Raw genomic sequence first — 24,387 nt, 5'->3', positions numbered from 1 at the left:
CAGGGCAGGACCATGGGCTACAACAACTGGGTCTCGCAATCGATCATGAACCGCCGCGGCAGTGCCGCCGGCAAGACGGGCAAGATGCATACGCTCACGGAAGAGCAGCAGGCCGAGTTCCATTTCACCATCGGGCCCTATTCGAAGCCTGTGCTGAGTGTCGCTCCTGGCGACCGCATCGTGATCGACACGCGCGATGCCTTCAGCGGCCGCATCAAGACCGAGGCCGACAAGCCCAGCGAGAAGATCCGCCTGCCTTTCGCCAATCCGCAGAACGGCCCGATCATGATCGAAGGCGCCGAGCCCGGGGATGCGCTGGCCGTCCATATCGAGGACATGGTTCCGCGCGGCGAGCAGCCCCGCGGTACCTGCGCGCTCATTCCCGAGTTTGGCGCGCTGACCGGCACCTACTACACGGCGACGCTGAACCAGCCGCTGCCCGAGATCGTGCGCAAGGTCCTGGTCGACGAGACGACGGTCCACTGGAGCGACAAGGTCAAGCTACCCTACAAGCCGCATATCGGCACACTGAGCTGCTCGCCGGAGATCGATTCGATCAGCTCCCTTACGCCCGACAATCACGGCGGCAACATGGACCTGCCGGACATGGGGCCTGGCACGGTGACCTACCTGCCTGTCCGCGTGCCCGGCGCGCGATTGTTCATCGGCGACGCCCATGCCTGCCAGGGCGACGGCGAGGTCTGCGGCGTGGCCGTCGAGCACGCCAGCACGACGACGATTCGCGTTGACCTCGTCAAGCGCTGGACCATCGAATGGCCGCGGCTGGAGGCCGAGGACTTCATCATGGCGATCGGCAGCACGCGCCCGCTCGAGGACGCCACGCGCATCGCCTATCGCGAGCTGATCCGCTGGATGGTCGCCGACTACGGCTACGAACAGTTCGATGCCTACATGATGCTGAGCCAGTGCGGCCGCGTCCGGCTCGGCAACTTCGTCGATCCCAAATACACGGTCGGCGCCGGCATCCTGAAGAAGTACCTGCCCTGAGGGGCATAGCGATCGGGTCGATCATCGACCGCGAGGGGGTAAAGGAGGAGAGCATGAGCAAGTCTGCACGAACGACGAGGCTTTGTAGCGTGGCCGCCGTGGCATCGCTGGCGGCAGCCCTTGCAGTGTCGCCGGCCGGGGCGCAGCAGCCGCCAATCAAGGTCGGCCTGCTCGAGGACGTATCGGGCGACATTGCGCTGATGGGCAAGCCCAAGCTCAACGGCTCGCTGCTGGCAGTTGAGGAGATCAACAACGCTGGCGGCATCATGGGCCGTAAGATCGAGCTGATCCATCTCGATCCGCAGATGGACAATGCGCGCTACCAGGAGTTCGCGCGGCGCCTGCTGCAGCGTGACAAGGTCGACGTGCTGATCGGTGGCATCACCAGCGCCTCGCGCGAGGCCATCCGCCCGATCGTCAATCGCACCGACGTGCCGTACTTCTACACCAACCAGTACGAAGGTGGCGTATGCGACGCCAGCACCATCAGCATCGGCGCCGTGCCCGAGCAGCAGTTCTCGACGCTGATCCCGTGGATGACCGAGACATTCGGCAAGAAGGTCTACACGATCGCCGCCGACTATAACTTCGGCCAGCTTTCGGCGGAGTGGACGCGCGACCTGATGAAGAAGCAGGGCGGCCAAGTGATCGGCGAGGAGTTCATCCCGCTCGGCGTCTCGCAGTTCGGCCAGACCATCCAGAACATCCAGAAGGCCAATCCCGACTGGATCATGACCCTCAATGTCGGCGCCTCGCAGGACTCGTTCTTCGAGCAGGCAGCCGCAGCCAAGCTCAGCTATCCGATGGGCAGCTCGATCAAGGTCATGCTGGGCTTCGAGCACAAGCGCTTCCCACCGCCGGCACTGGCCAAGATGCATGCCACCGCCAACTGGTTCGAGGAGATCGACACGCCGGCCGCCAACGACTTCAAGAAGCGCTGGCGCGCCAAGTTCCCGAACGAGGGCTACATCAACGACATGGGCTACAACGCCTATACGGCGCTCTACATGTACAAGGCGCTCGTCGAGAAGGCGAAGTCGACCAAGAAGGCCGACCTGCGCAAGGTCATCGCCACCGGCGAGGCCTGCATCGATGCACCGGAGGGCAAGATCTGCATCGATCCGAAAAGTCAGCACACCTCGCATCAGATGCGGCTGATCGGTGTCAATCCCGACCACTCCGTGCGGGTGATCAAGGATTTCGGCCTGATACAGCCCTACTGGCTGGGCGAGGTCGGCTGCGACCTGACCAAGAACGATCCGAAGACGCAGTATTCGCCGTCCAACCTGCCGAAGAAGTAGTGTTGGTGCTCACCCCGAACCTGCCGGCGCGCCTTCGGGCGCGCCGGTCCGCGTCCATCGATTCCGTGCGCCATGTTCGCTGAAGCCTTCTCGATCGCGTTCCAGTTCGCCGACGTCTTCGCCTTCCTGATTCTCGCCGCTGCCGGGCTCGCCATCATTTTCGGGATGATGGGCATCATCAACATGGCGCACGGCGAGTTCATCACCTGTGGCATCTACGTCACGGTGATCGCGGTCCAGCACGGCGTGCCGCTGCCGCTCGCCCAGGCGCTCGGCGCGGTGTCGGCGGGCCTGGTCGGTATCGCGCTCGAGCGCACCATCATCCGGCATCTCTACCATCGTCCGCTCGATTCCATCCTGGCGACGTGGGGCATCAGCCTGATGGTTACCCAGGGGATGCTGATCGTGCTGGGCTCCAGCTGGCAGGGCATCGGCACGCCACTCGGCAGCTTCAAGGTGGGCGACTACACCTTTTCGGCCTATCGCCTGGTGCTGTTCGGCGCCGCCGTCGGCGTGCTCGCCGGGCTCTATCTCATCTTCATGCGCACTGGCTATGGCGTGATGGCGCGGGCGACGATGCAAAACGCTGCAATGGCCAAGGCGCTCGGCGTGCGCACCGAACGGATGTATGCGATTAGCTTCGGCCTTGGTGCGGCGCTGGCCGGGCTATGCGGCGCGCTCTACGCGCCGACCATGACGCTCATCCCGACCATGGGCATCACCTTCATCATCGAATCGTTCGTCACCGTGGTGGTCGGCGGCGCCAATGTGCTCCTGGGCACCGCGCCGGCCGGCATCCTGCTTGCGATCGTGCGTACGGCGCTCAACGCGTGGTACGGCCAGATCGCCGGCCAGATCGGCCTGCTGATCACCGTCATCATTGTCATCCGGATCCTGCCCGAGGGCGTCTCCGGCTGGCTGTCGCGCCGGGAGCGCTAAGGCCGCCATGTCGATGCTGCGCAAGCTGAATGGACCGCAGACCATGGGCAACAGCCGCGCCTTCTGGGCGGGCTTCGTCGCGATGCTGGCCATCGCGCTCCTGTATCCGGCGGTGTCCGATCCGTACGACGTCGGCAACGTCGCCTACCTCCTGATCTTCACGCTGACGGCGCTCGGCCTCTCGCTGATGTGGGGCTACACCGGCATGTTCTCGTTCGGCCAGACGGCGTTCTTCGGGGTGGCGGGCTACAGCTACGGCGTGATCTCGATCAACCTGGCCGCCAGCGGAGCCATGACCCTGCTCTGCCTGCTGGGCGCGATTGCCGTGGCTGCGCTGTTCGCCCTGCTGCTGGGGTATTTCCTGATCTATGGCCGGGTCAGCGGCGTGTTCTTCGGCATCGTGACCTTTGCCACGACGCTGGCTCTGGCGGCCTTCTTCGGCCAGACCGCCGGTCCGGAATGGGCGATCGGTCAGGCGCGCTTCAACGGCTTCAACGGCATGATCGGCATGCCGCCGCTCGAGCTGCCGTGGTCCGGCGATGTTATCGTCCTTGAGGGCAATGCGCTCTACTACTTCGTCCTCGGGCTTCTGCTCGTGATCTACCTCGGCCTGCGTGTGCTGGTGAACAGCCGCTTCGGCAACGTGCTCGTGGCGATCCGAGAGGATCCGCTGCGCACCGAGCTGCTGGGCTACGACGTGCGCAAGTATCAGCTCGTGGCGTTCGTCATCGGCAGCTCGCTCGCGGCCTTGAGCGGTGGCCTCTACACGGCGTGGGGGCAGTTCATCCCTCCGGCGTCGATGGGCCTGCCGGCGGCCGCCATGCCGATCATTTGGGTGGCCTTCAGCGGCCGCCAGGATCTCACGGCGACGATGGTCGGTACGTTCCTGCTGCTGCTGATGTTCCAGACCATCACGGTCTACAGCCAGCAATATGCCCTCATCCTCATGGGCTTCCTGCTGCTGCTCACGGTATTGCTGGTGCCCTCGGGTTTCGTGTACGGCATCGCCCGATCCCTGAGCCTGATCGGGCGACGCGACAAGCCGGGGCCGGAACCTGTGCTGAGGGCAGGGGCGGAGGGTCCGTCATCATGACGGCCATTCTGCAGACCCGCGCGCTCGGCAAGCATTTCGGCGGCCTGTCGGCCGTCTCCGACGTGAACCTCGAGGTCGCTGCCGGCGAGATTCATTGCCTGATCGGGCCCAACGGTGCGGGCAAGAGCACGCTCTTCAAGCTGGTGGCCGGAACCTATGCGCCGTCGGATGGCGAGGTGCTGTTCCGCGGTGAGAATGTCACGCGGCGCAAGACCTACGAGAGGGTCGAACGGGGCATGAGCGTCAAGCTCCAGGTGCCGAGTGTCTTCCGCGAGCTTCCCGTGGCCCAGAACCTTGAGGTCGCGCTACAGCGCAAATCGTCGGGCCGGGCACTGGAACGGGAGAAGCAGCGCCTGCTCGAGTTCCTGCAGCTGCAGGACGATGCCGACAGGCCAGCTGGCATCCTCTCACACGGCCAGCAGCAGTGGCTGGAGATCGGCATGGCGGTCGCCCTCGAACCCGCCCTCCTGCTGCTCGACGAGCCGACGGCTGGCATGTCGCCCTTCGAGACGGAGCGCACCGGCGAGATGATTAAGCGCCTCAACGCCGAGGGCATGACGATGCTCGTGGTCGAGCACGACATGACCTTTGTGCGCCAGATCGCGCAGCGCATCACCGTGCTGCATCTTGGCCGCGTCTTCGCCCAGGGCGGCATCGACGCCATCATTGCCGATCCGCGTGTTGAGGAAATCTACCTGGGCAAGGGCCATGGCCACTGAACCCGTGCTCGAGGTCGCCGACTTGTGCGCCGCCTACGGCCGCACGCCGGTCCTGCGCGGCGTCGACATGACGATCGCCAAAGGCGAGATCGTCAGCCTGATCGGGCGCAACGGCGTGGGAAAGACCACGACCATGCGCTGCCTGATCGGCCTGCTGCCCGCAACGTCGGGGCAGATCGTCTTCCTGGGCCAGTCGATCACCGAGCTGCCAGCCGACGAGCGCGCGCGGCTTGGCATCGGCTATATCCCACAGGGCCGCCAGGTCTTCCCGCGTATGACCGTCGAGGAGAACATCGCGGTGAGCCTGCTGGCGTCGCCCGGCAAGGATCGGCGTTTGACCGATCTAGTCTATCAGTACTTTCCGATCCTCAAGCAGCGGCGGCGGCAATCGGCCGGCACGCTGAGCGGCGGCGAGCAGCAGCAGCTCGCGATCGGCCGCGCCCTTGTGGGCAATCCACGGCTAATGCTGCTCGACGAGCCGTCCGAAGGCATCCAGCCGTCGATCGTCGACATGATCTGCGAGGTCCTGAAGTCTGTCAGGGACCAGTTGGGCACGACGATCCTGTTCGTGGAACAGAATCTCGACACCATCCTGGCGATCAGCGAACGCTGCTACGTGATTGACAAGGGCGCTGTCGTCGCCGAGATCGGCCGCGACCGGCTGCGCACGCCGGAAGTCGTTCGGCACCACCTGCTCATCTAGTCCTGGAGGCCAAATTGCCTTGATGCGCGGCGGCAAAAGTCGGTGCCGTGAAGCTCAGATTGTCGAGGTAAAGCCAGAGGTACGTTGAGGCTCATCGACTTCGATAGGCAGCACCGATCTCGGCAAGAAGGCCCAATACCTGCCGGCATCGTTGTTGGGCGCGTTGGCGTCGGGCAGGGAAGGCGGTCCTTTTTGGGGTCCCTACGAGGTGAACCTGGGGGATCATGAGGTCGTCCTGGCAATCGCCATTCGGCGGCCCGCGTTCGGCATGGGATCGGCGCACGAGAAGTTCGCATGGCGTCGTGGCGACTACGCGATCGCTTCCGCTGCCGTCAACGTTCACCTCGGGCCCGATCCGCTCGTTGAAAAGGCCGCCGTCGTCCTCGGTTCTCCTTGGAACCGGCCCGTTCAGGGCAGTGTCTGCCGAGGTGCGGCTTCGGCGTGCGGATCCCGACGACCGTGTTGTCGCCGAAGCGGCCGAGATCGCGCCGGGCGAATGCTCGCCGATGGTGCATCCGCTCTTCGGCTCGGTCGCATACAAGCGCGCTCGTCGCCACGACGGTCAGGAAGGCGCTGGCGCTGTCCGTGGCCCGCGCTCGCCGTCTCGATGACGATCAATGGTCGGCCGTTCACGGCCGAGGTCGACCCGAGGATGCTGCTCCTGGACTTCGTGCAGGAGCAGGCTGGCCTGACTGGCGCCAAGCGGGGCTGCAATGAAGGCAAGTGCGGCGCTTGCACGCTGTTGGTCGATGAACTGGCGGTCAAGTCTTGCAACGTCCTGGTCGCACGCGCCGACGGCTGCAGTCTTCTCACTATCGAAGACCTTTCCTCCGACGGCGTGTTCGGCCCGATTCAGCAGGCCTTCCACGAGAAGCACGGCCTCCAATGCGGCTTCTGCACCAGCGACACGATCCTTATGACCCACTACCTGGTCCAATACGGCCCTGACCGACGATGAAGCCGAGATCCGCGAGGCATTGCACGGCAATGTCTGCCGCTGCACGGGCTACCAGAAGATCGTGAAGCCGTCGCAGACGCCGTGACCGGCACCACGCCGGCAAGCGGGCGACCATGCTCCATCCAGTATCGCCCGAAGGCGTGGTCCAGCGAGATCGTCTCCTTCTCGCCGGTGATGTCGCCGATCAGCGCGCGCCGGTGCTCGTCGGCCGCCTTGATCCCGGCGACCCCTTCGTCGTCCGTGCCAAGGCTTCGTCGAACGCGATGACCGTCAATCGTGCAAGAGACGTTCCAGTTCGGCGACGCGGGGCGCCGATCGATTTTGTACATGACCGTGATCGCTCCTTGATCCAGTCCTCGATCTCGCCGGACTGAACATCTTGCGCTTGCCGACCTTGAGGAAAGGCAGACCCTGTTTCAAGAGATCGCGCAGACCGCGCTCCGAGACGTTCAGCCGATCGGGCGCTCGGATCTGGCGAGCGTTAAGCAGCATTGGAGCGCTCATGGCTCACCTCCACGGCTGACTGCACTTTCTGGCATAGCGTAGGTGGTGGTCTCGACACCGCAGGCTGCGCCGAAGCTGGGCCTCCGAAAGGGTAGTACTTTTGGGTGATGACAATTGCCTTCCTCGGCCGTTCTCGGAGTAGCGCTAGTTAGTAAGATCGACGGATCGACGGGGATTTAACAATAAAGCCCCCGGACCGTGGGAGGGAACCGATGGCGATGCAGATCCATACACCACCATCCGCAAGCGCGGATGATCGGCCGCGCTGCTGGCGTTGCGGCAATCGCGATCTCACGCTCGTGTACGAAAGGCCGCACCCGCAGTTCGGCAGCCTTGGAATGACGCAGCGGTGGCTCCGCTGCACGGACGCTGCTTGCGCGAAGCTCACGATCGATTGACGAGTGCTTGTAAGTAGTGCTTAGCGAGCACGCGGGCTTATGAACGCACTTAATAATAATGCCGTGGCGATATTTTGGGACGCGCTCGAACAGATCGGCGCGCAGAGATACAAGCGATTATTGCGGAAGACCTAATCTTGCGGATGGCGTGGACACAGCTCCTGTCCCGGTTTGAACTCGCTATCGCGGTACGCCTGCGCAATCACGGGTTTGCGGCGAGTGGCGGACGCATAAGCAAGCAGCTTGCGATAGACTGCTGATGGATTTCAGCCGCGCCTGATGAGATCCCGACCGGCGGCCGTAAGCTTGACGCTGTCGCCACGGTTCACCATCCAGCCGCGATCGACTGCTACTGCGATTGCCTGTTTTGTTAGGTCATTTAACTCGGTCGGTAGCAGCCACCAGTGGTGTTCGCCGTCTGTCGCATAGTACAATGCCCGCACCGGGAGACGGGCGGACCTGTCGTTCTGGTCAACCATCAGCCAACTACGCTGCCCACTCTCAGGTGGTTGCAGGGACCGGGCAGGGGCCTGGACGTAGCATCGACGCTAAAGCCGGTTTTTGACTCGTACAGCGGTTTTGGCCTCTGGCTGGTTTCCGGTGACCCACCGACCCGACAAAACGCTCCAATGAGTCAGATTTGACTCTGGCAAGCGGTTAAACCCCAACCGGGGGCCGGCAGCGAAAAAGACTAGTCCTGCAGAGCCGCCCGGCGGACGGGCCGGTCGCGCCCGTGCGTTTGGGCGTCGGTGTCGCCCGGAGCGGCACTTACAGCCCGTCGGCGACGTTTATCAGGTCGTTGCCGAACGACCGCAAGCCATCGGGACTCACGTTGCTATGCCAGATGACCTGGCCATCTGGGGTCACGGCGACGACCAGGTGCGGGAACTCGATCCCGTGCTCCTTGAGCCGCCGACGGATCAAGACGTCGGCCTCGGCAAGCACTTCCTCGAGGATCTTGGGGTCTGTCATCAGGCGATCCTTACTCAGTCAAGAGCCTGGCTCCTGATCAGTCGGGCGCAAACAAAGCGGCCCACCCCGTGGCAGTGGGTGTGGGGCCTGCCCGCTACCCCTTCATCGGTGCTCGATTGGGGAAAGAGCAAGAGGCAGCGACAGCATATGTCGTGCCCGCACGCCGCAGGCCCACGCCGTAAGGAGTTACTTCCGATGCGCGCTGATGGCGCCCGGGTATGGCTTGGACATAGGCCCGCTCACGATCGCGAGGGTTGGTAGTGCCGACAGCGGCGGCCCGATTGGGCGCGCTGCCGGAGACGGCGAGGTCGTCCACACACGACCCGCCATTTCTTCACTCTCTTCCATCCTGGAGATACCCCAACGGCCGCAGGACCTAGCTGGGTCGAATGTGATTGAATGCACGCTTAGCCCAATTCAAGTGGCGGCGGCGGCCGGTGTTGTCGCCCCGATCACCAATACAAGCGCCGTCCGGCTTGGGGCACGGACGGCGCTAGCGCTTCTCATGTGGCAAACGCCACCTCATGGGGGAGGTGAAAAGCACTCCAGGAACGGCCGCCCAAAGACAAAAGTTGCCTAGCAATCGTGACCGATTGGTGTCTGTGGGACGTTTCGGTCGTTCGGGTCCAGCTCAGGACTCTCGCGCTCCGCCAGCGTCAGGCCGCGGTCGGTGAGCAGCACGAGGCGCCGTTGTGCTCTTCGCCTCACCACGCCAAGCCAGCCCCTGGCGAGCAGGGGTACCACCAACGCGCTAACGCCGATGCTTGGTTGTTGGGACCCTTCTCATTAGAAATTGGGTCCCCCGAACACTGAGACGAGGCGCGCCTGCCTTGAAGGGGACGTGTCACGTGCCCGATATTTTGCTGGTTGATGACGATGACGACTATCGGGAGGTTATGTCCGCAGACCTGGTTGACCGAGGATTTTCGGTGTCGTGCTTTGCCGATGGGCCTACTTTTCTCGAGGCACTGAGCAATGGCATCGAAGCGAAAGTGGCGCTGCTCGACTTGGCCCTGCCCAAGATGTCAGGATTTGAGCTCCTGGACGTTCTCAGAGAGCGCGGGATCAAACTGCCAGTCGTCTTCCTGACCGGATCCTCCAAGGTTGAGTGGGAGATGCAGGCGCTGGATCGCGGCGCCGTCGACTTTGTCGACAAGGCCCGGGGTATAGATGTGCTGGCCCACCGCTTGCGCGTGATCCTCGATGGGCATCGCCAAGGCGCCACAGCGCCGGTTCCCGAAATCGAGCGCCAGGGCGAACTGGCTTTGTATCCTTCCACGGAGCGCGCCCTATGGCGGCAGCGGGATGTCGGATTGACCAACACCGAATATAAGATCGTGGCGCTGCTGGTATTGGGCAAGGGCATCCATACCTACCGCGCGATCTACGACGTCATGCATTATCCCGGGTTCGTCGCTGGCACCGGCACTCTTGGATACACTACAAATGTCCGCTCGATGATGAAACGGATCCGAAGAAAATTCCTGGCGGTCGACCCCGACTTCTCGGCGATTAGGAACGTGCACAAAATCGGCTACCGTTGGCGCGACCCTGAGTACTGAGCCGCCTCAATTCTCTGACGGCGCCCTCGGGAGGCCTAGTGTCGGGAGGCGCCGGGCGGCCATCGGCAAGCCCAACAAACCGACGTAGAAGAAGAATCGTCGGCTGGCGCTGCGTTTGTGCTGGGGCCGATGTCTAAGCTTGACCGCCTCGCGCGGCGATAAAGTTCCTCGCGGCGCTTCATGACGTCAGCCTCCGCAACCGAGCGTCGTGGCGGCGAATCAGCGCTATAGCTGCGCGCACTGGTATCACAAGCGAACAGATCGACCAGGTTGTCGCGGATGTCGTCACCGCCGGACTGGTGGAGCGGCGCGCCGATGACCCGATCCTCGTCAAGCTGACGAGCCGGGGCTGGGCGATGGCCACTGCTCGGCCATGGCCTGGGGCGCACGACCAGTCCGGCCAGCCTAGTTAGCCGTCAGGTCGCGAGCTGGACTAGCGCCGTGGGTCAACCTTGCTGCCCGGCAACTCGCCGCCGGAGCGAACGAGGCTTGGGCGGCGGCCTCAGCGGGTCGCAAGGGGAACCGCGAGGGTTGTTGCGCGTTTAGCTGGCATTGGGAGGGCAACCCAGTGTAAAACCGCTGGTATATGCAGCTCTGACCGTAATCGCCGCACTGGCGGTTGTCAGTGGGATTTCCGAGGTGACAACCCAGAGGGCTAAGTCAAGCGCGGCGGCATCAGCGACCGCTGAGTCAGAGATCATCGAGCTGTCTTGCCGCGAGCCGCTGATAGCCCCGCCGCCGTGAGCGTGACTAGATCCGGATCATTGGCATTCCGGTCAACCAGTCCAGCCGAGGTTGCCGCCACCAGCACCTCGCCGAGCTTCCCCATTGGTAATCCGTCGTAGCGCGCGACGTCATCGGCGCGACGCCATGGGTTGGCCGCCCCTCCCACGCGTTCGTACAGCGCCACGACAAACCGGCCGACGAGGCGTGGATGCGGCATAAATCGCCCTAGCGGTGGCGCAGTAAAGCCGGGTGGGCGGCTGCCATGGCCCCCGGCATCGCTCGTTGCGAGTGGTCCGGTCGCGACTGGAACGTTCCAACGACGTCGCCCACGCACCGGAGGTGGTTGGCCCGCGCATCGGCGGTGGCTTCAATAGCAAATATCTCAGCGATACCGCCGAGACGGTGCGGGTGTGTCGCACAAAGCGACCACTTGCCGAAAGTGTCTTCGTGAACCATGGCGCGGCACGTAACACCGAGCGCGGCCGGCGCGATGTGCGGTTTCTCACATTGTGGGCGAAGGCTCGCGCCATGAGATCGACCGCGGCGGCGTTGCCGGCCGGCGATGCCGGCATAGTTCAACCCCACAGATGCGCGTCGGATAGCCGGCGGTGCCATTCCAAGCACGCCAACAAGCTGAAGGTCGATCTGCGGCGCTGAGCTTGGGCGGCGGGTGCGCGAGCGATCGGGCGCCAGCGAGGTCCCCGCCGTTCGAAATCTAGCATTCGCGCCGATTGCTGGTTGGAAGCGGTGTAGCCCCAACCGCACCGCCCCATCCCAAAAGGAAGGCCATTCTTCAGCTAACCACCCACATGACAGCGATTCCTCTGCTTCCCGCGAGGCCAACCCTTAGTCGAAAACGTGGGAGCGCAGGTGCTGGTTAGTCACACCGGCGGAAAAGTGCTCGGCGAATCGAGCGTTTCTCGATGAGCGGACTTGGCCCAAGTCCCGGGGATTGGGCAGCGCCATCGTTTATCTAGTCGTCCGCCAAGCTTCGCGGCATTGATCAGGGAGGCAGTCATGTCGAGACGTACACGCACTCTGATCGGAGTCGTCGTCATCGAGGTGTTACTGGCCGGCGGCTGATATGGCTGCACGGCATAGCGTTGAACTCGCCGCAGGCCACGAGAGCCAGCACGCGGGTCATAGGCGAGGTGTTCGGCGCCGCCGTGGGGCTGCTGTTGGCCCTGTGGCCGGTGCTCTATATCCTGGCATGAAGCAACGACAAGAGAGCGGCGTTCGAGCGCAAATAGGGCCTTTGACCTCATTGGGACGCTGTTTCGTCCTTGCGTCCGCCAACAGCGTCCAACTCGGCAACGGCCCCGCTGGTCTGACGCGAATTGCTTCGTCTGCTTGCCGCAGGCATGGCCTCGCGCCGTTGGCGCAAGGCCGTCAATGCCGCAGCGCGGCCAGAGTTCCCCAATGCGCGCAGGTGCACCAGCTCAAGGCCAATCGCGGTTGTCATCTTCGATCACCTCACGAGACAACAGTGTTCGGTCGCGTCCTACCAATAACGGTCGCCGAGCAACGATTATGCAAGAAGCGTGCAAGTCTCCCAGGATAGGATCTGGCGTCACCTAGAACGTTACCCAAGATCAGGTGAAAGCCCGCGCATACCGCTCGCTTCGCGTTTCAGCCAGAAAAGCGCGCCGCAAGTAGGCGAGCGTCCCCAGGGACGAGGGGAGACGGCGTGGCGGGGGCGTGCCTGGATCCTGTACCAACTCGATGCCGCGCAGCCGCTGTATGCTGTGGCTGGCCGCCCGCCGCTGCGAGCACGCGGCTTACACAGCGATCTTCACGCAATTGAGTATAAAGCGCACCTAAGACAGCGCTGCCAATTCCTTCGCAAGCCGGTCCGCCTCAGCGGCGAGGACTGCCTGATTTTTTCTTCGGCCTCTTGCAACAACCGCTTTGCAGTAGAAGCGCGCGGATCGGCTTCCTTTAAGAGGAACACGATTTGGCGTTGTCGCTCTATGTACCGAGCTCCGACGGTGAGGTCGGCATTGACCTGCGAGAGGTGCTGTTCAAGAGCCCGTCGGTCCATATGCCCACACGCCACGTCATCAGGAACCTGTTGTCATACGCACCGGATGAGGGCGGCATCCCCATCCTCACCGACGCCTATGCGCTGGTCCCGAGGCTGCGCGCGGCCCGCTGTAGGGCGTCGGCATCGCCCGATGGGCAATGTCCGCTGTAACGAGGCGGCCCCGCACGGCTTACAGGGCGTTCCCATGCGTGGCCTAGCCCTTGGCTGCGATTGGGGTGAGCAGTGAGGGCTGATGTACCATTAATGCGGTGCTCAACGATTTACGGTCGAGGCAAAAAAGGTACCTTATGAGTTCCTCCCCACGAGGGCCTGCAATGGGCCTTTTTGTGGCCGATCCCAGCGCCGTGCCATGCTGGGCAGATCCCGATCCGAGACCGTCTCCAGCGCGCCGCGTCATTCATCGCCCAGCTTCTCCGCCTCAGTGCCAACACCCCGAACGTAATCGCCGATCGTTGCAAGGCTGGGGGGCCGGCACAGGCACCCTTCACCGGCACCGAACTGACCAAATGCTAAACGATCCCGGCCGCCGGATCAGCGCGGGCGAGTCGTCGAGGAGACACTTTGCCCGTTGCAGGACCGGCGTGTCGAAGCAATCGGTGAACCAGCCGTGGTGCTGGCTTCCAACTGGCCCAGCGCGACCTTTACGCGCCCATACTTTCCCCAACAGCCTCAGGATCGTAAGGTTGCATCGAAGAGGGTGCGCCGAACCTCGAGAGGTGTAGGATGCGCGACCTTTGGGGGAAAGACCAATTGGACAAAATGAGCCTACACGATCCGAGGTGATGTATTACGACGTCTACGGCCAGGCCGTGAACACCGCGCTCAACAGCCGGTCTATATCTAAAGCAACACGATTTCCGCGACGCTGCGCGCCGGCATTTGGATCGGCAATGTCACCGAGGGCGCGGAGAAGGATAACACCATCTTCGGCTGGGGCCTGTGCAAGGACTTGAGCAACCGAGGCCTGGGGCAGGCCTACCACCTGAACAACGGGCTCGAGCCTTGTGCTTGCATGCTGTTCCAGTGGGCGACGGTCGGCTGGTACATCAAGCAGTTCGTCGGCGTCGACGTGGCGCCGTCGGGTTGCCTGGGCTAAGGCCCTTGCTTGGACTGCTGAGCAGACGCGCAGGAGCGACTCTTAGTCCTCGGCGTCATCTGAATCGCGCCGCGAAAGCGCACCCGCGAACTCCATGAGATCCTCGTCGCCGTCGACCTCGTCGAGCGTCGCTCCGCTCTGCTACCAAAAGTTGGATAGGCGCAAAGTAGCCGGCTATCATAGACGCCACCTCAGGCAATTGATCTCAAGTCACGCCTTCATCGCGCTTGATGTCTTCGAGCGTTCTTACGACGACGGCTGGCACCAGGGAGAGGCCGGTAGCCACGGAGGCAGCAAGCCGATGTCTGCCATGGTAAAGCCAATACTGAGGCTGGGCTCCGCCAGGAGAGACAGTCACCTCGATAAGCGGCAGCGGGCGTTCGAAGCGAATCGCCTCGAGCACGCTTATCAATCGGTCTCTGTCCAAGTCAGGGGCTTCTGGCGCCCGCTGTTGGACGCCAATTTCGGCGATCGATAATATCAGCGTGTTGGGGTTCGCCGGTCGGCGGTAAGCCGTTCGTTACGTTGCGAAGCCGTTCATGCCGGCGGCTTCCCACCACTCGTCGGGAAGCTCAAACCTGAACCACTGAGTGCTGCGAATCATATGCCCTCGACCACGCCCTTCACCCACATTATGCGACAGCTGGTTTCGGTGGCGCGGGTCTAGCCCCGCCAACATCTGACCGATCGCCGCGGACAACCCTGGCAAGCGCCGGCAGTGACGCGCCGCGAAGCTCCCATTCCCTGGGCCCATTGTCTGCAGCTCTATCGTCAGCCCAGTGCTCCATCTCGAGCATGAGCGCGCCGACGGAGTTTACCCCATGTCGTCGAGGGTTGCGTCGACGACGCCGGGATGAGCCTCCGCGAGATCGCCCCAGTAGTGATCCGCGAGCAAATCCACGCCGTCGAGAGAGGTTGGCCGGACTCCAGGGCCACCAACAGTCGTGCCGCCATCTGAACAAGCTGCCGGTCGCCTCACCGCAGGGGCGGGACTTTCGCTGATAGATCGCCGCGCCTTCCGCTTCGCATTGAATTCCAGCTCGACGAGCCGGCAGATGGCTTCGCCGCGGGCACTCGGATCTTCATGATATCTCCGAATACCTAGCCCGCTCTTACCGGCGGGGGCGCTTTGCCGGTCGGCCCTCTGACGAGGCGGTCTTACCGCGGGCGCGATTGTCGGCCACCTCGATTGGTCACGTCACATTTTGCGCCGGTTGGGCATTTGAACCTGTATGCACCGCCCATTTGCGACCAGGATTGAGCTTCTTCAGGCGGCGGTGGAAAGCGGCGCGAGAGCCTTGGCGCGGCAGCGTATCGCGATCGAGGGCCTGCGTAGAGAAGGGCACCGCACGGCTGAAGCGGAAAGGTCGTTTGCAAAGTGCAACGCCTCGCACCAGGCGCTCCTGGAGAAGCTTGCAACTCTTCGGCTAGAAGAGGGTCGATGAAGCGGATACCCGCCGCCGGACGCCGGGAAGAAGGGCGGAAACTGATAAATGCCGTATCGAAACCTGCCAAATCGCGCGGAACAGTACCGCAGGCTAGCGGGAGGAGTGCCGTTCCGACGCCAACGCGGATGCTGCATCCCGCAAGCTCATGCTCGATACGGCCGAGACTTGGGAAGGCCTTACGGCTTACGAGGACAAGCAAAATCCGCCAGACACCGCGCCCCAATAGCACCCTTAGCCGCTGGCCCCGTTTTTCTGCCCGTGGAATCGATTTAGGCTTCGTCCTGCAGCCGAGGACTCTTCCAGCCTCAAAGCCGTCCAGTGAGTCAGAAAACCGACTCAGCGAGCGGCAAGCGGGTGGGGGGAGCCGGCCTGTGCTTTGATTGTCTGACCTGAACAGCCGAGGGCGCGGCTACTTGAGCGACCAGCACCAAGGTGTACGCTCGGGCCAAGAACAGTGAGGCAAACCTTGGCAAAATTTCATCCTGTAGACCTGCATGTTGGCACTCGAATTCGGCAACGGCGGACGCTGCTTGCCATGACGCAATCAAAGTTGGGCGATGCTGTCGGTCTCACCTTCCAGCAGATTCAGAAGTACGAGCGCGGCTCCAACCGCATCGGTTCGAGCCGGCTATATGAGTTCGCCAAGTTGCTCGACGTGCCGGTGTCGTACTTCTTCGACGAGATGCCTTCCAACGCGCTGTCGGGCCGGCCGATGTCGGGCCGCGGCCGCAAGGGCTTCGGCGAGGCCGGCACGCCGTTCGAGCAGGAGAAGGATCCGCTGGTCAAGCGCGAGACGCTAGAGCTGATGCGGGCCTACCACAAGATTCGGGAAAACCGGGTGCGCAAGCGCATCTTCGAAATGATCAAGGCCGTGGGGGCGGCGAGCCATGCTGACGCGCTGGGTGGTAGCAAACAGCGCAGATCCGCTAAAGGCGGCTGAGGCGGCGGACTGCCCTGCGATGCGTAAGCTTCTTTTGCTCGCGGCAGCTCTGTGCCTTGCGCGGCATGGATCATCACCGATGGCGACACAACAAGGGCAGCGCGGCGTCACCTGTCGCCTATGGGGCATCGACGCCCGCGAGGCTTGAACGGGTACGTCCTGAGGCTGGGTGACCTGCCGATTGGATTCCGCCAGGGTATGGCATGGTAGCCTGACGGCAAGCGCGTTGATGTTGCTGGGCTGTCAGTGCGTCTTTCCGCCAAACCTCGGTTTACCGATTATGTCTGGGACACGTTCATCAGGTCCTCAAAAGCCACCGCAGGACTTCTGATCCTCTTATTCATGGTCTGTGGACGTCGGGGCTCGGCTGCGGTTGCCCGTGGTACGTCCAAGCCGCCTTAGGTCGATTCAGCAGCCGTTGCCTGTCAAATTGGGCGTCTGTCATGGCCTGCTTGCCCTCAGAGGACGTCGAGGACAGTAAAGACACCAAGCCGGACAGCTCGGAGAGGGTTTTTTTCTGACAAGTTTTTCGTGATGCGTAGGATCGGCACGGTAACCGTGCCGTCCCACAACCACTTCACCGCGCGGTCTTGCCTCGCGGGCTAAAGGATAAAGTCGCTTGGTGTTAGCGTGAATGCTCCGTTCAGCTGGATCTGGAAATCGGCAACAGCATCGCCATTGATATCGCCTGAAACGATTGTGTTGCCGTCCATGACCTGCTGGTGGAGTTCGCCGGCGGCCCCATGGAAGGCACTATCGCCGATGAAAGTAAAGGCCTGGTTGCCCCGCGCTATGGTGTTGGCGTCGATCGTTGAAAAGTCGATCTTGTCGATGCCCTGCTCGAACCCCACGATCTGATCGCGAGTGTCGGAGGTGTGACCGCTCTCATTCAACGCATTGAAGTCGAAACGGTCGGCGCCTGCGCCGCCGATCTCAATGTCTCGGCCAGAGCCGCCGGCCAAGACATCGTTGCCAAGGCCACCCGACAACGTGTCGTCGCCGCCGCCGCCCCTCAACACGTTGTTGCCGGTCGTGCCTTCGAGCACGTTGTTCAAGCTGTTGCCCCTGCCGTCGATGTTGCCGTCGCCCGTAAGCGTCAGGTCCTCGATGCTCTGGCCCCACGGCAAACGATAGCTCACCGAGCTCAACACCGTGTCAGTGCCCTGGCCATTCGCCTCGATCACCACGTCGCCGGCATGGTTCACAACATACTCGTCATTGCCCGCTAGGCCTGACATCGTGTCAGCCCCAGCCGTGCCCACGAGCATGTCCGCACCAGGGGTGCCGAAGATGGTGCCACCACCACCGGCGTCGCCACCACCATCACCGCCACCGGTGTTTTCGAGATTGTAGGCATGACCGGTGCCGTTCACGATGTTTCCGCCATCGTCGACGGTCCGCACGGAGAGCGTGTGCTCACCGGGTAAGAGAGTAACCTCTGCGGTCCACGTACCCGCATCGGCTGTTGCACTAACCCATGTCGAATCGTTGGCACTGACCTGTAGGAGGTCGCCGGCTGCCAGTGTGCCCGTGTAAGCGCCGTGGACCGTTTGAGTGGCAACGCTGGTAATAAAATCCCCCAGGGTGCCAGTGTCCTCGCTCAGGCCGGTCACCACGCCAACGGCCGCTGGGCCACCATCGTCGCCGCCGCCAACACCGCCACCGCCGCCACCTGGGCTGGTGTCGAGCGTGGGGTGGGTGGAGAGGAAGATGGTGTCGGACACTGTGGCGCTGCCACTCGCGATCTGGCCCGCGGTGAGGCCCCAAACCGAATTGTCGTCTACGATACCGGTGACCGTGGTGGCATTGTTCAGCAGTCGCGCGCTCGAACTGCCGGACATGTCGTTGACGACGACGTTGTCCTCGACGAGCAGGCTGGAACCAGCATAGGCCGCGCTTTCGCCGCCGTAGTGGATAATGACGGGGTTATCGGAATTCGGTCCCTGCTGGATCACGTTGTTACGGATGACGCCGACGCCCCCATTGGGCAGGTCAATGCTGTAGCTGCCCGTGCCGTCGCCGTCATAGATGCGCGAATTGGTGATGGTAGTGGATTGCGCTCGGCTCTTGATTTGGTGGCCGACATCGGCGTCGTGGAAGTAGCTGTCGTCGATAACCAGTGAGGCGATGTTGTTGACATATAGGTTGTGCGAATAGCCGTCGCCGGCTCCGTTGTTGGCGAATTCCGAACCGACGATGCGGATCGTGCCGTTGGGATCGGCATTCGCCAGAAGGCCGTCCTGATTGTCGTGAAAATAGCTGTCGATAATGACCAGGTTGCCGCTTTCGTAGCGGATACCCGCGCCGTTCATGTCGGACACGGCAGCACCCGAGAAACTAAGATTTTGGATCGTCACGTCACCCTGTGTGACGAAGATGCCTTTGCCGTTGGGCGGCGCCACGGTGGCGACGAAATTCGCCGTGCCACCGACACCGACGATGGTGATGTCCTTGGAGATTGTCGCGAAGTCATTCACATAGGTGCCGGCCTGTACGGCGATGGTATCGCCGTCACGCGAGGCGCCGACCGCAGCGGCGAGAGTGCTATAGGCCTGTCCGGCCCCGACATTGAGAGTTGCCATTAAACGTTAGTCCCCTTTGAGTTTCGGTCATGCCGTGCCACTCCGCGCAGCCACTTCTAAAAGGCTGACGTTATGTTCGGCTTCAGTGTCGCGGTGGCGTCGGCGTTACCGCCTTCAACCGTCGCGTCACGCTCGATAGTCCTCGGTAGTTGCGACATTCGGGGGGGCTGTATTTCCCGCGTCGCTCATTAGCCCTACCGAACACCGCCTTCGATGAGAAGGGGGAGAAAGTGATCTATGTGTGGCTCACTTCTCGCACGCAGCCTGACTTGAAGCGACACGCGAACATGAGTGACAGCGCGAACGTTTCTTACTTCCGGACGTAGGCAAAGTTACGCTGCAGCTTGTTCGCTCGAGTTGGAACGCGCCAACGGATCTTCACCTGAACATTCCATGGGCGCCGGGAAGACCCAGCGATTTCGAACGTTCGGTGCACCGGTGACTGCAAGGCATCCGTCGAAATAGGTGAGGTGTGCCAACGCCTGCACTGCAGCGCCCCTGCATGCCGAACGCTGCTGTCGGCGCCATCATCACTGCCGAAATCGTGACGCGATGCCGTCACTGCAGGCTGCAGACCCGCGCACAGGTCGGCGTTCCACCTTCGCCCATGTTCAAGGTCGACCGCTCCCGCTACAGGATCGTCCCGATTGCGTCGAGGTCGACGGCGTCATCCGGCGCTCGAGCCCGGACATGCTGTCGCTCGCCATACGTCGACGCCCTGCTCGCCGGCGCGGACGAGAGAGACGCCAACGTCATCGCCCAGGCGATTGCCGTGCGCGCCTGGCCATCCTTTGAGGAGCGGCTGGCCGTCTTCCGGGTCAGCGGGCTTTGGAAGCCGTCGGCCGATCCGTTCACCGGGCACCGGCCGGAATCGACCATCCTTAGCGAGGACTCGTGTAGGTTATCGGCGGCCCCGCATAGGCACCAAAGGGCGAGGTGTCTATGCGGGGCCTAGCCACTCGCCTTTGTCTTGCGTGGGGCGCAGCGAGGGCTAAGCGAAGCGTACCCTCAGCATGAGCTAACGTCGGTCGGAGCAAGAGAGCTACCAACAACGCACCCAGGAGCCGTCCATGCGGAGATGCTCTAAGGGGGAATGAGCGACCCGAGGAGGACCGAAGCCAAGGACGGCTGGCTGTATTTGGTTCTGGACACCATAACGGTGGCGCTGTTGCTCTTCGCAGCATACTTGGTGTTGCAACTAGTCCTCTAAATTTCGCTCAAAGTCGATGCGGCACCGGCCGCACGACTTGGCGGGCTCGCTTGTCCTCGCGCTGCCCCTAGCAGGAGACTTGGCGAAGTAGATTGTCTTCGATCCAGGTTAGGTAGGTCACTTCCACGACCAGATCGGGCTTCACCCAGTGCACCTCGCAATCGCGTTCTTTGACAGCACGGCAGCGCGCCCGCACGCCCCACACTGCTAGTAGGTGCATGCACGAGACCGGAGACGGCCCGTAGCGTTACGGTCGATCATGACCGGGCCATGGCCGTGCAAGCCCTACACCTTTCGCGCGCTGCAAAAGACGTTCGGCCCTATGTGGGTGCTATGCGATACCTGCGGGCGCTACGCCTGCCGGCGGCTTAGAGCTCTGCTCGACGTGGATTGTCGCAGGAAAAGGTTTAGCTGCTCCCGCGTCAAGAGCGTCGACGGGTTCCATATCGACACCGCCTGATCGGCAATACAAACGACACACAGTTTCTCGTCTGCTACACGTCAACACAAACGAGGTACTGCTCGTGGGTTAACATCCCACGCCACACGAGGCTCGCTGCTGTTGCCGGGCAGTGCTAGGGGTCCCCACCGAATAATGCGCGGGTACAACCTCCCCAAGATCCGTCAAGCGCCAATACCATCCCACTGAATGAAATGAAGTACCAAAAGTCTGTGCAGCCCGCTCACATCCACGGTGCCGCCGAGCAGGCTCTCCCCGCCGTCTCTAATGCGGCGCAAAGCACTCTCTTGTTCTGAAGTGAGGGGCGGCTGTCCTTTCTTCATGGCTTTCCGGATGCAACACCGTGGGCGGTTTCCCTCGGCTTCGGAACGCCAGGGTATCTTGATGGCTCCTTACTCCGTCGTGGCGGATGCGGAATCAACCGCACAACCTGCCTCGCCGGCTTGTCCTCTCGCTGACCCTGATAAGACGCCTGCCGCAGCAAATTGTCATCCGTCCATGTCAGATAGCTGACTTCAACGACCATCTCCGGCCGCATTCGGTGCGCCCGCGACAGCTTCAGGGGCGAGCCGAATCGACTGTCACGCGGCGGTGGCACTGCAAGGGCCATCTTCGGCACTGCCCAGGGCTTCAGTATGTTTGCTAGGCGCTCCGCCCCAACAGGCCCCTCTTGATGACGCCCTGATCTTGGCGCAGACCGCCCGCAGTTCCTCGCCAGTCATCGTGGACCGTACGGCTCGTCCATCAAACAGCTTGCGATAAGACAGAGCCTTCGCGCCCGCTAGGGCCTCTAACAGCGCCATAGCGTCAGCCAAGGTGCCTTCACCCTCACCAACCCCAGGCATGCGGGCCCACCCCGAGAATCGAGCCTAATGCCTTCGCAGAAATATTTGCCGTGAGGGCTAGTAGCAATTTCTCGGATCACTGCACGAACGCACGGTTTGGCTGCCGGGATGCTCAATTCTGACGCCTTCCCGAACTACAAGCCCGCCGAAGTCACAGCGGCACGCGCGTAACGCGGGCAACACAAAGACAAGCGACGACGTTCCCATACTATGCCGCGCGACATGAACGATCCGACCGCTGCAATTAGCTCAATTCTAAGAGAGGCTAACGAACTCATTTGCCGGCGGTTACAGGAAGCCCGACTCATGGTTTCGCCTGTTCTTGCGATCGTGACGCCGGATAGGAAAGTAATTTTGCGTACGAACGTAAGCCCGGAAGTACTGCGGTGGTTCGGTGAGGATTTGAAGAACATTGCCGAGAAGATCGGTGCTGCACCGAAGCTTGGCAAGACGCACTGATTTTCAGTTCCCACGCGCGCGGCCAACGATGCTTGATCGATGCTCCCCAACAGCAACATGAAGCTTTAGACACAGCGCGCTAGTCACCGGGTCGTCACGGGACGGACGATGCAAGCCGCTGCCAGATTATTGCGATCGGATCGGGATGCCGGCGGAGTGTGGGCTGCTGGCCCGAGGCGGTTAGTCACGTATGGCACGCCCGATAGATGGCCACCCGTGCGCAGGTCATCGGCACGTAAACCAGGGCTGCTATCACGGCAGGGCGACGCGCCAAAGGGGGGCGGCGGCAGTAGTCGCCCAATTGAGGTGGCCCAAAGTTCGTGAGCCGCTTGAGAGGCCGTGGTCTTCGCGCATCCGGCCCAGCTCTCGAAACCAGTCAGAAGGTCCAAGCTAATCAGAAGCTGAGCGCGCTCAGGCTCCGGCAACATCGACAATTCTGGCCCGTACACCAGTGCGAGCTGCGCCATCGTCGCCGCGCGAATGCGCACGATCCGAACTGCCAGCTTTTCCGATTGGCTTTTGTAGCGCAGCAGTGTGCGCCACAACGGCAGCCACTGCTCGCAAATGGCGGCCCGCACTTCAACTTGGGCCTTGAGCCGAGGATCGAAGTCGGCATCGACATTTGGCACCCGCGCCTGCGCCAGGGCTTGCTCAAAAGCGCAATCGCAACCGCAAGGCTGAGAGTGAGCAAGCCCGTGAAGCGCTCAAACACCGATCGCGTGGAAATGCCTGCTCGCTTCGCAATCTCCTGCGCTGTAGGCGGCTCTTGATTCGCTCGTACGAGGTCGAGGTACGCCTCAATGAAGGCCTGTCTGGTCTGCTCACTCCGCCGACGGCGACCATCAATGGATGGTGGTTTGGGATCTGAGAGTAGGGCGGTGCAGCCTAGCTGCACCGTCCCACACCCAAGAGGCGTAAGCTGCGGAACAAACCCGCCCGTGCCTCATCCCACACGCCACATGCCCCACGTGAAGCGGCTGGAATAGACCTTTCTTCGCCGATGCATCAATTAGTTTCCAAGCGACCAGAAGACCTGCGGGCGCTCCAATCAATTCGCACTAGCAATGGTTCTTATTGCAGTGTTCGGCACCGCCAAGCCCCAGTGCGGTGGGTCGGTCGCTGTTCCAAATTTGATCGCGGTCGCCTAACCCAGAAATTGACGACTGCGTCATTTTTTGATCTGTTCAGCGGATTCCTACATTGATATTAGGTTTGCAGCCCCACCCAAAGGGCAGGCGGGTGGTTTCTCCCTTGGGTGCGACCGCAGTGACCCACACCACTGTTCGCGGGCTCGGAGCCCGCGGGCCCGCCGCTTGCTATCCGAGCTCCAGTCATACTTGAACCGCTGTCAAATTCGCCGGAATCGGAACCATCGCAAGGGTCCCTTGATCACTACCGCGATAGGCGCGCAGCCTCCGGCGGAACTTCGACAGCTCGGGCAAATGGGCGCCGTGCAAAGCCTGCGACCCCGATTGACTGGCGTGGCGCTCCTCCACCTGAATTCATGTGGAAGTGGGGCGAGTTAATCCCGGTGCGCGACTTTTTCTTCCCGCATCGCATAATGTGCGCTGCAATAAAAAAGCAGTAGCTCTGTGACAAACCGACTCGAAGGGATCGCTAGTAATACTTAATGAGGATCACAAGAAAGTCACAGATGGCCGCTTCTCGTAGCCATGTGACAACCCGATCCCCCAGGGCGTCTCAATGAAGAATAAGACCTTCGAACTTACTTCATGTGGGGTGCATGATTTATGACTGCCATGATTATCGATTTCCGGGCGCATCATCAGCTCAAGAACGCTCGCCTCGATTACCAAGAGCCGGCGCCCCATCGTCGAACTAAGCGCGCTGTCCCGGGTCCTGCTGAAAGGGAGAGTGCCGACCAGCAAATCGCCCACATCGCCTGGCTGATCCGTGAGCTGGAGGATATAGCGCGCGGCGGCGAGCACCTGCCGCAGGCACTGGTGGCAGAAGCACACGCCAGCATTGAGAGAACCCGAAAGATGCTGCAGTCGTACCCGGCTGCGTGGACCAGCGGCAAAACGGACGCGACGGAAGGCGCTGCCCAGCCCAACATCGATCACGCCCTGCTCGAACGGATGTACAGCGACCTTGGGCTGCACCCTTAAGGTCGCGATGCAGCGACTGGGGATGCCCAAGCTTGACCGGCTGGCCTTGGCGACGAAGTTCGTAATTGCGCTTCACGACGCGTGCAGACGCAATCCCACATCGTGGCGGCGCATTAGCGCTATAGGGGCGCGAACAGGCATCAAGGGCGCCGACCTTGAGCGGGTCGTGGCGGATGTCGTGGCCGCCGGTCTGGTGGAACAGCGAGCCGATGATCCGAGTCTTATCATCCTGACAAATAATGGTTGGGATTTCGCCAGTCGTTAAAGAGAAAGCTTGCACGGAAGGCTCTT

At 62.1% G+C, this 24,387-nt stretch carries 21 protein-coding genes; 17 read left to right on the top strand and 4 right to left on the bottom strand.

Translation table 11 applies throughout. The annotated features are described in order from the left end of the window. Positions 1-12: 12 nt before the first annotated feature. The 10 genes from RSO01_RS31010 to RSO01_RS30970 all read left to right on the top strand — a co-directional run bounded on the left by RSO01_RS31010 (position 13) and on the right by RSO01_RS30970 (position 7,623). Complete coding sequence (locus tag RSO01_RS31010; RefSeq protein WP_147154435.1) at positions 13-1,008, top strand: acetamidase/formamidase family protein; 996 nt, start codon at positions 13-15, stop codon at positions 1,006-1,008. A gap of 53 nt (positions 1,009-1,061) precedes the next feature. Continuing rightward, complete coding sequence (locus tag RSO01_RS31005; RefSeq protein WP_147154434.1) at positions 1,062-2,309, top strand: urea ABC transporter substrate-binding protein; 1,248 nt, start codon at positions 1,062-1,064, stop codon at positions 2,307-2,309. A gap of 72 nt (positions 2,310-2,381) precedes the next feature. Next, positions 2,382-3,248: an ABC transporter permease subunit gene (locus tag RSO01_RS31000; RefSeq protein WP_147154433.1), complete on the top strand. Its 867-nt coding sequence runs from the start codon at positions 2,382-2,384 to the stop codon at positions 3,246-3,248. A 13-nt stretch (positions 3,249-3,261) separates the two neighbouring features. After that, positions 3,262-4,341 carry an ABC transporter permease subunit gene (locus RSO01_RS30995; protein WP_147154449.1) on the top strand — a complete coding sequence of 360 codons (1,080 nt, stop codon included), beginning with the start codon at positions 3,262-3,264 and terminating at the stop codon, positions 4,339-4,341. Then, positions 4,338-5,060, top strand: a complete 723-nt coding sequence (locus tag RSO01_RS30990) for an ABC transporter ATP-binding protein (protein WP_147154432.1) — start codon at positions 4,338-4,340, stop codon at positions 5,058-5,060. Before RSO01_RS30995 ends, RSO01_RS30990 begins: the two co-directional genes overlap by 4 nt. Beyond that, positions 5,050-5,763, top strand: coding sequence for an ABC transporter ATP-binding protein (locus RSO01_RS30985; protein ID WP_174825967.1), 714 nt, complete (start codon positions 5,050-5,052; stop codon positions 5,761-5,763). Before RSO01_RS30990 ends, RSO01_RS30985 begins: the two co-directional genes overlap by 11 nt. 652 nt (positions 5,764-6,415) lie before the next feature. Continuing rightward, positions 6,416-6,721 carry a (2Fe-2S)-binding protein gene (locus tag RSO01_RS30980; protein WP_308933102.1) on the top strand — a complete coding sequence of 102 codons (306 nt, stop codon included), beginning with the start codon at positions 6,416-6,418 and terminating at the stop codon, positions 6,719-6,721. A gap of 19 nt (positions 6,722-6,740) precedes the next feature. Beyond that, complete coding sequence (locus RSO01_RS49765; protein WP_308933103.1) at positions 6,741-6,806, top strand: hypothetical protein; 66 nt, start codon at positions 6,741-6,743, stop codon at positions 6,804-6,806. Positions 6,807-6,834: 28 nt separating this feature from the next. Continuing rightward, positions 6,835-7,095, top strand: a complete 261-nt coding sequence (locus tag RSO01_RS30975; RefSeq protein WP_147154431.1) for a hypothetical protein — start codon at positions 6,835-6,837, stop codon at positions 7,093-7,095. 342 nt (positions 7,096-7,437) lie between these two features. Continuing rightward, positions 7,438-7,623 (top strand): hypothetical protein, encoded by a 186-nt coding sequence (locus tag RSO01_RS30970; RefSeq protein WP_147154430.1) that lies wholly within the window; start codon positions 7,438-7,440, stop codon positions 7,621-7,623. A 768-nt stretch (positions 7,624-8,391) separates the two neighbouring features. Here the strand turns inward: RSO01_RS30970 and RSO01_RS30965 are convergent. Continuing rightward, on the bottom strand, positions 8,392-8,595 hold the full coding sequence (locus RSO01_RS30965) for a hypothetical protein (protein ID WP_147154429.1): 204 nt from the start codon (positions 8,593-8,595) through the stop codon (positions 8,392-8,394). An 848-nt stretch (positions 8,596-9,443) separates the two neighbouring features. Here RSO01_RS30965 and RSO01_RS30960 point away from each other — a divergent pair. The 4 genes from RSO01_RS30960 (at position 9,444) to RSO01_RS30955 (ending at position 16,411) form a co-directional block, all read left to right on the top strand. Beyond that, positions 9,444-10,157 carry a response regulator transcription factor gene (locus tag RSO01_RS30960; RefSeq protein WP_147154428.1) on the top strand — a complete coding sequence of 238 codons (714 nt, stop codon included), beginning with the start codon at positions 9,444-9,446 and terminating at the stop codon, positions 10,155-10,157. Positions 10,158-11,171: 1,014 nt separating this feature from the next. Then, positions 11,172-11,540, top strand: coding sequence for a hypothetical protein (locus tag RSO01_RS47695; protein WP_170303495.1), 369 nt, complete (start codon positions 11,172-11,174; stop codon positions 11,538-11,540). A gap of 2,336 nt (positions 11,541-13,876) precedes the next feature. Next, positions 13,877-14,023 (top strand): hypothetical protein, encoded by a 147-nt coding sequence (locus RSO01_RS47690; RefSeq protein ID WP_170303494.1) that lies wholly within the window; start codon positions 13,877-13,879, stop codon positions 14,021-14,023. A gap of 1,914 nt (positions 14,024-15,937) precedes the next feature. Continuing rightward, the gene (locus RSO01_RS30955) at positions 15,938-16,411 is read left to right on the top strand and encodes a helix-turn-helix domain-containing protein (RefSeq protein WP_246158944.1); all 474 of its coding nucleotides are present in this window, start codon (positions 15,938-15,940) and stop codon (positions 16,409-16,411) included. A gap of 602 nt (positions 16,412-17,013) precedes the next feature. Here the strand turns inward: RSO01_RS30955 and RSO01_RS47685 are convergent. Both RSO01_RS47685 and RSO01_RS49980 read right to left on the bottom strand, forming a co-directional pair. Further along, positions 17,014-18,993: a M10 family metallopeptidase C-terminal domain-containing protein gene (locus RSO01_RS47685; protein WP_170303493.1), complete on the bottom strand. Its 1,980-nt coding sequence runs from the start codon at positions 18,991-18,993 to the stop codon at positions 17,014-17,016. Positions 18,994-20,982: 1,989 nt separating this feature from the next. After that, positions 20,983-21,381, bottom strand: coding sequence for an ATP dependent DNA ligase (locus tag RSO01_RS49980; protein WP_373867966.1), 399 nt, complete (start codon positions 21,379-21,381; stop codon positions 20,983-20,985). 349 nt (positions 21,382-21,730) lie between these two features. Here RSO01_RS49980 and RSO01_RS30940 point away from each other — a divergent pair, with 349 nt between their 5' ends. Next, entirely contained in the window at positions 21,731-21,967 is a 237-nt protein-coding gene (locus RSO01_RS30940; RefSeq protein WP_147154427.1) for a hypothetical protein, read from the top strand. An 83-nt stretch (positions 21,968-22,050) separates the two neighbouring features. Here RSO01_RS30940 and RSO01_RS30935 read toward each other — a convergent pair whose 3' ends face one another. Then, positions 22,051-22,596: a hypothetical protein gene (locus tag RSO01_RS30935; RefSeq protein WP_147154426.1), complete on the bottom strand. Its 546-nt coding sequence runs from the start codon at positions 22,594-22,596 to the stop codon at positions 22,051-22,053. A gap of 1,131 nt (positions 22,597-23,727) precedes the next feature. Here RSO01_RS30935 and RSO01_RS30930 point away from each other — a divergent pair. Both RSO01_RS30930 and RSO01_RS30925 read left to right on the top strand, forming a co-directional pair. Then, on the top strand, positions 23,728-24,096 hold the full coding sequence (locus RSO01_RS30930; protein ID WP_147154425.1) for a hypothetical protein: 369 nt from the start codon (positions 23,728-23,730) through the stop codon (positions 24,094-24,096). 22 nt (positions 24,097-24,118) lie between these two features. Further along, positions 24,119-24,361 (top strand): hypothetical protein, encoded by a 243-nt coding sequence (locus tag RSO01_RS30925; RefSeq protein ID WP_147154424.1) that lies wholly within the window; start codon positions 24,119-24,121, stop codon positions 24,359-24,361. Positions 24,362-24,387: the final 26 nt, after the last annotated feature.

Source organism: Reyranella soli (assembly GCF_007992495.1).
Taxonomy (GTDB): domain Bacteria; phylum Pseudomonadota; class Alphaproteobacteria; order Reyranellales; family Reyranellaceae; genus Reyranella; species Reyranella soli.
The sequence above is the reverse complement of the archived record's forward strand: the minus strand, read 5'-3'. Positions and strand labels throughout refer to the sequence as shown.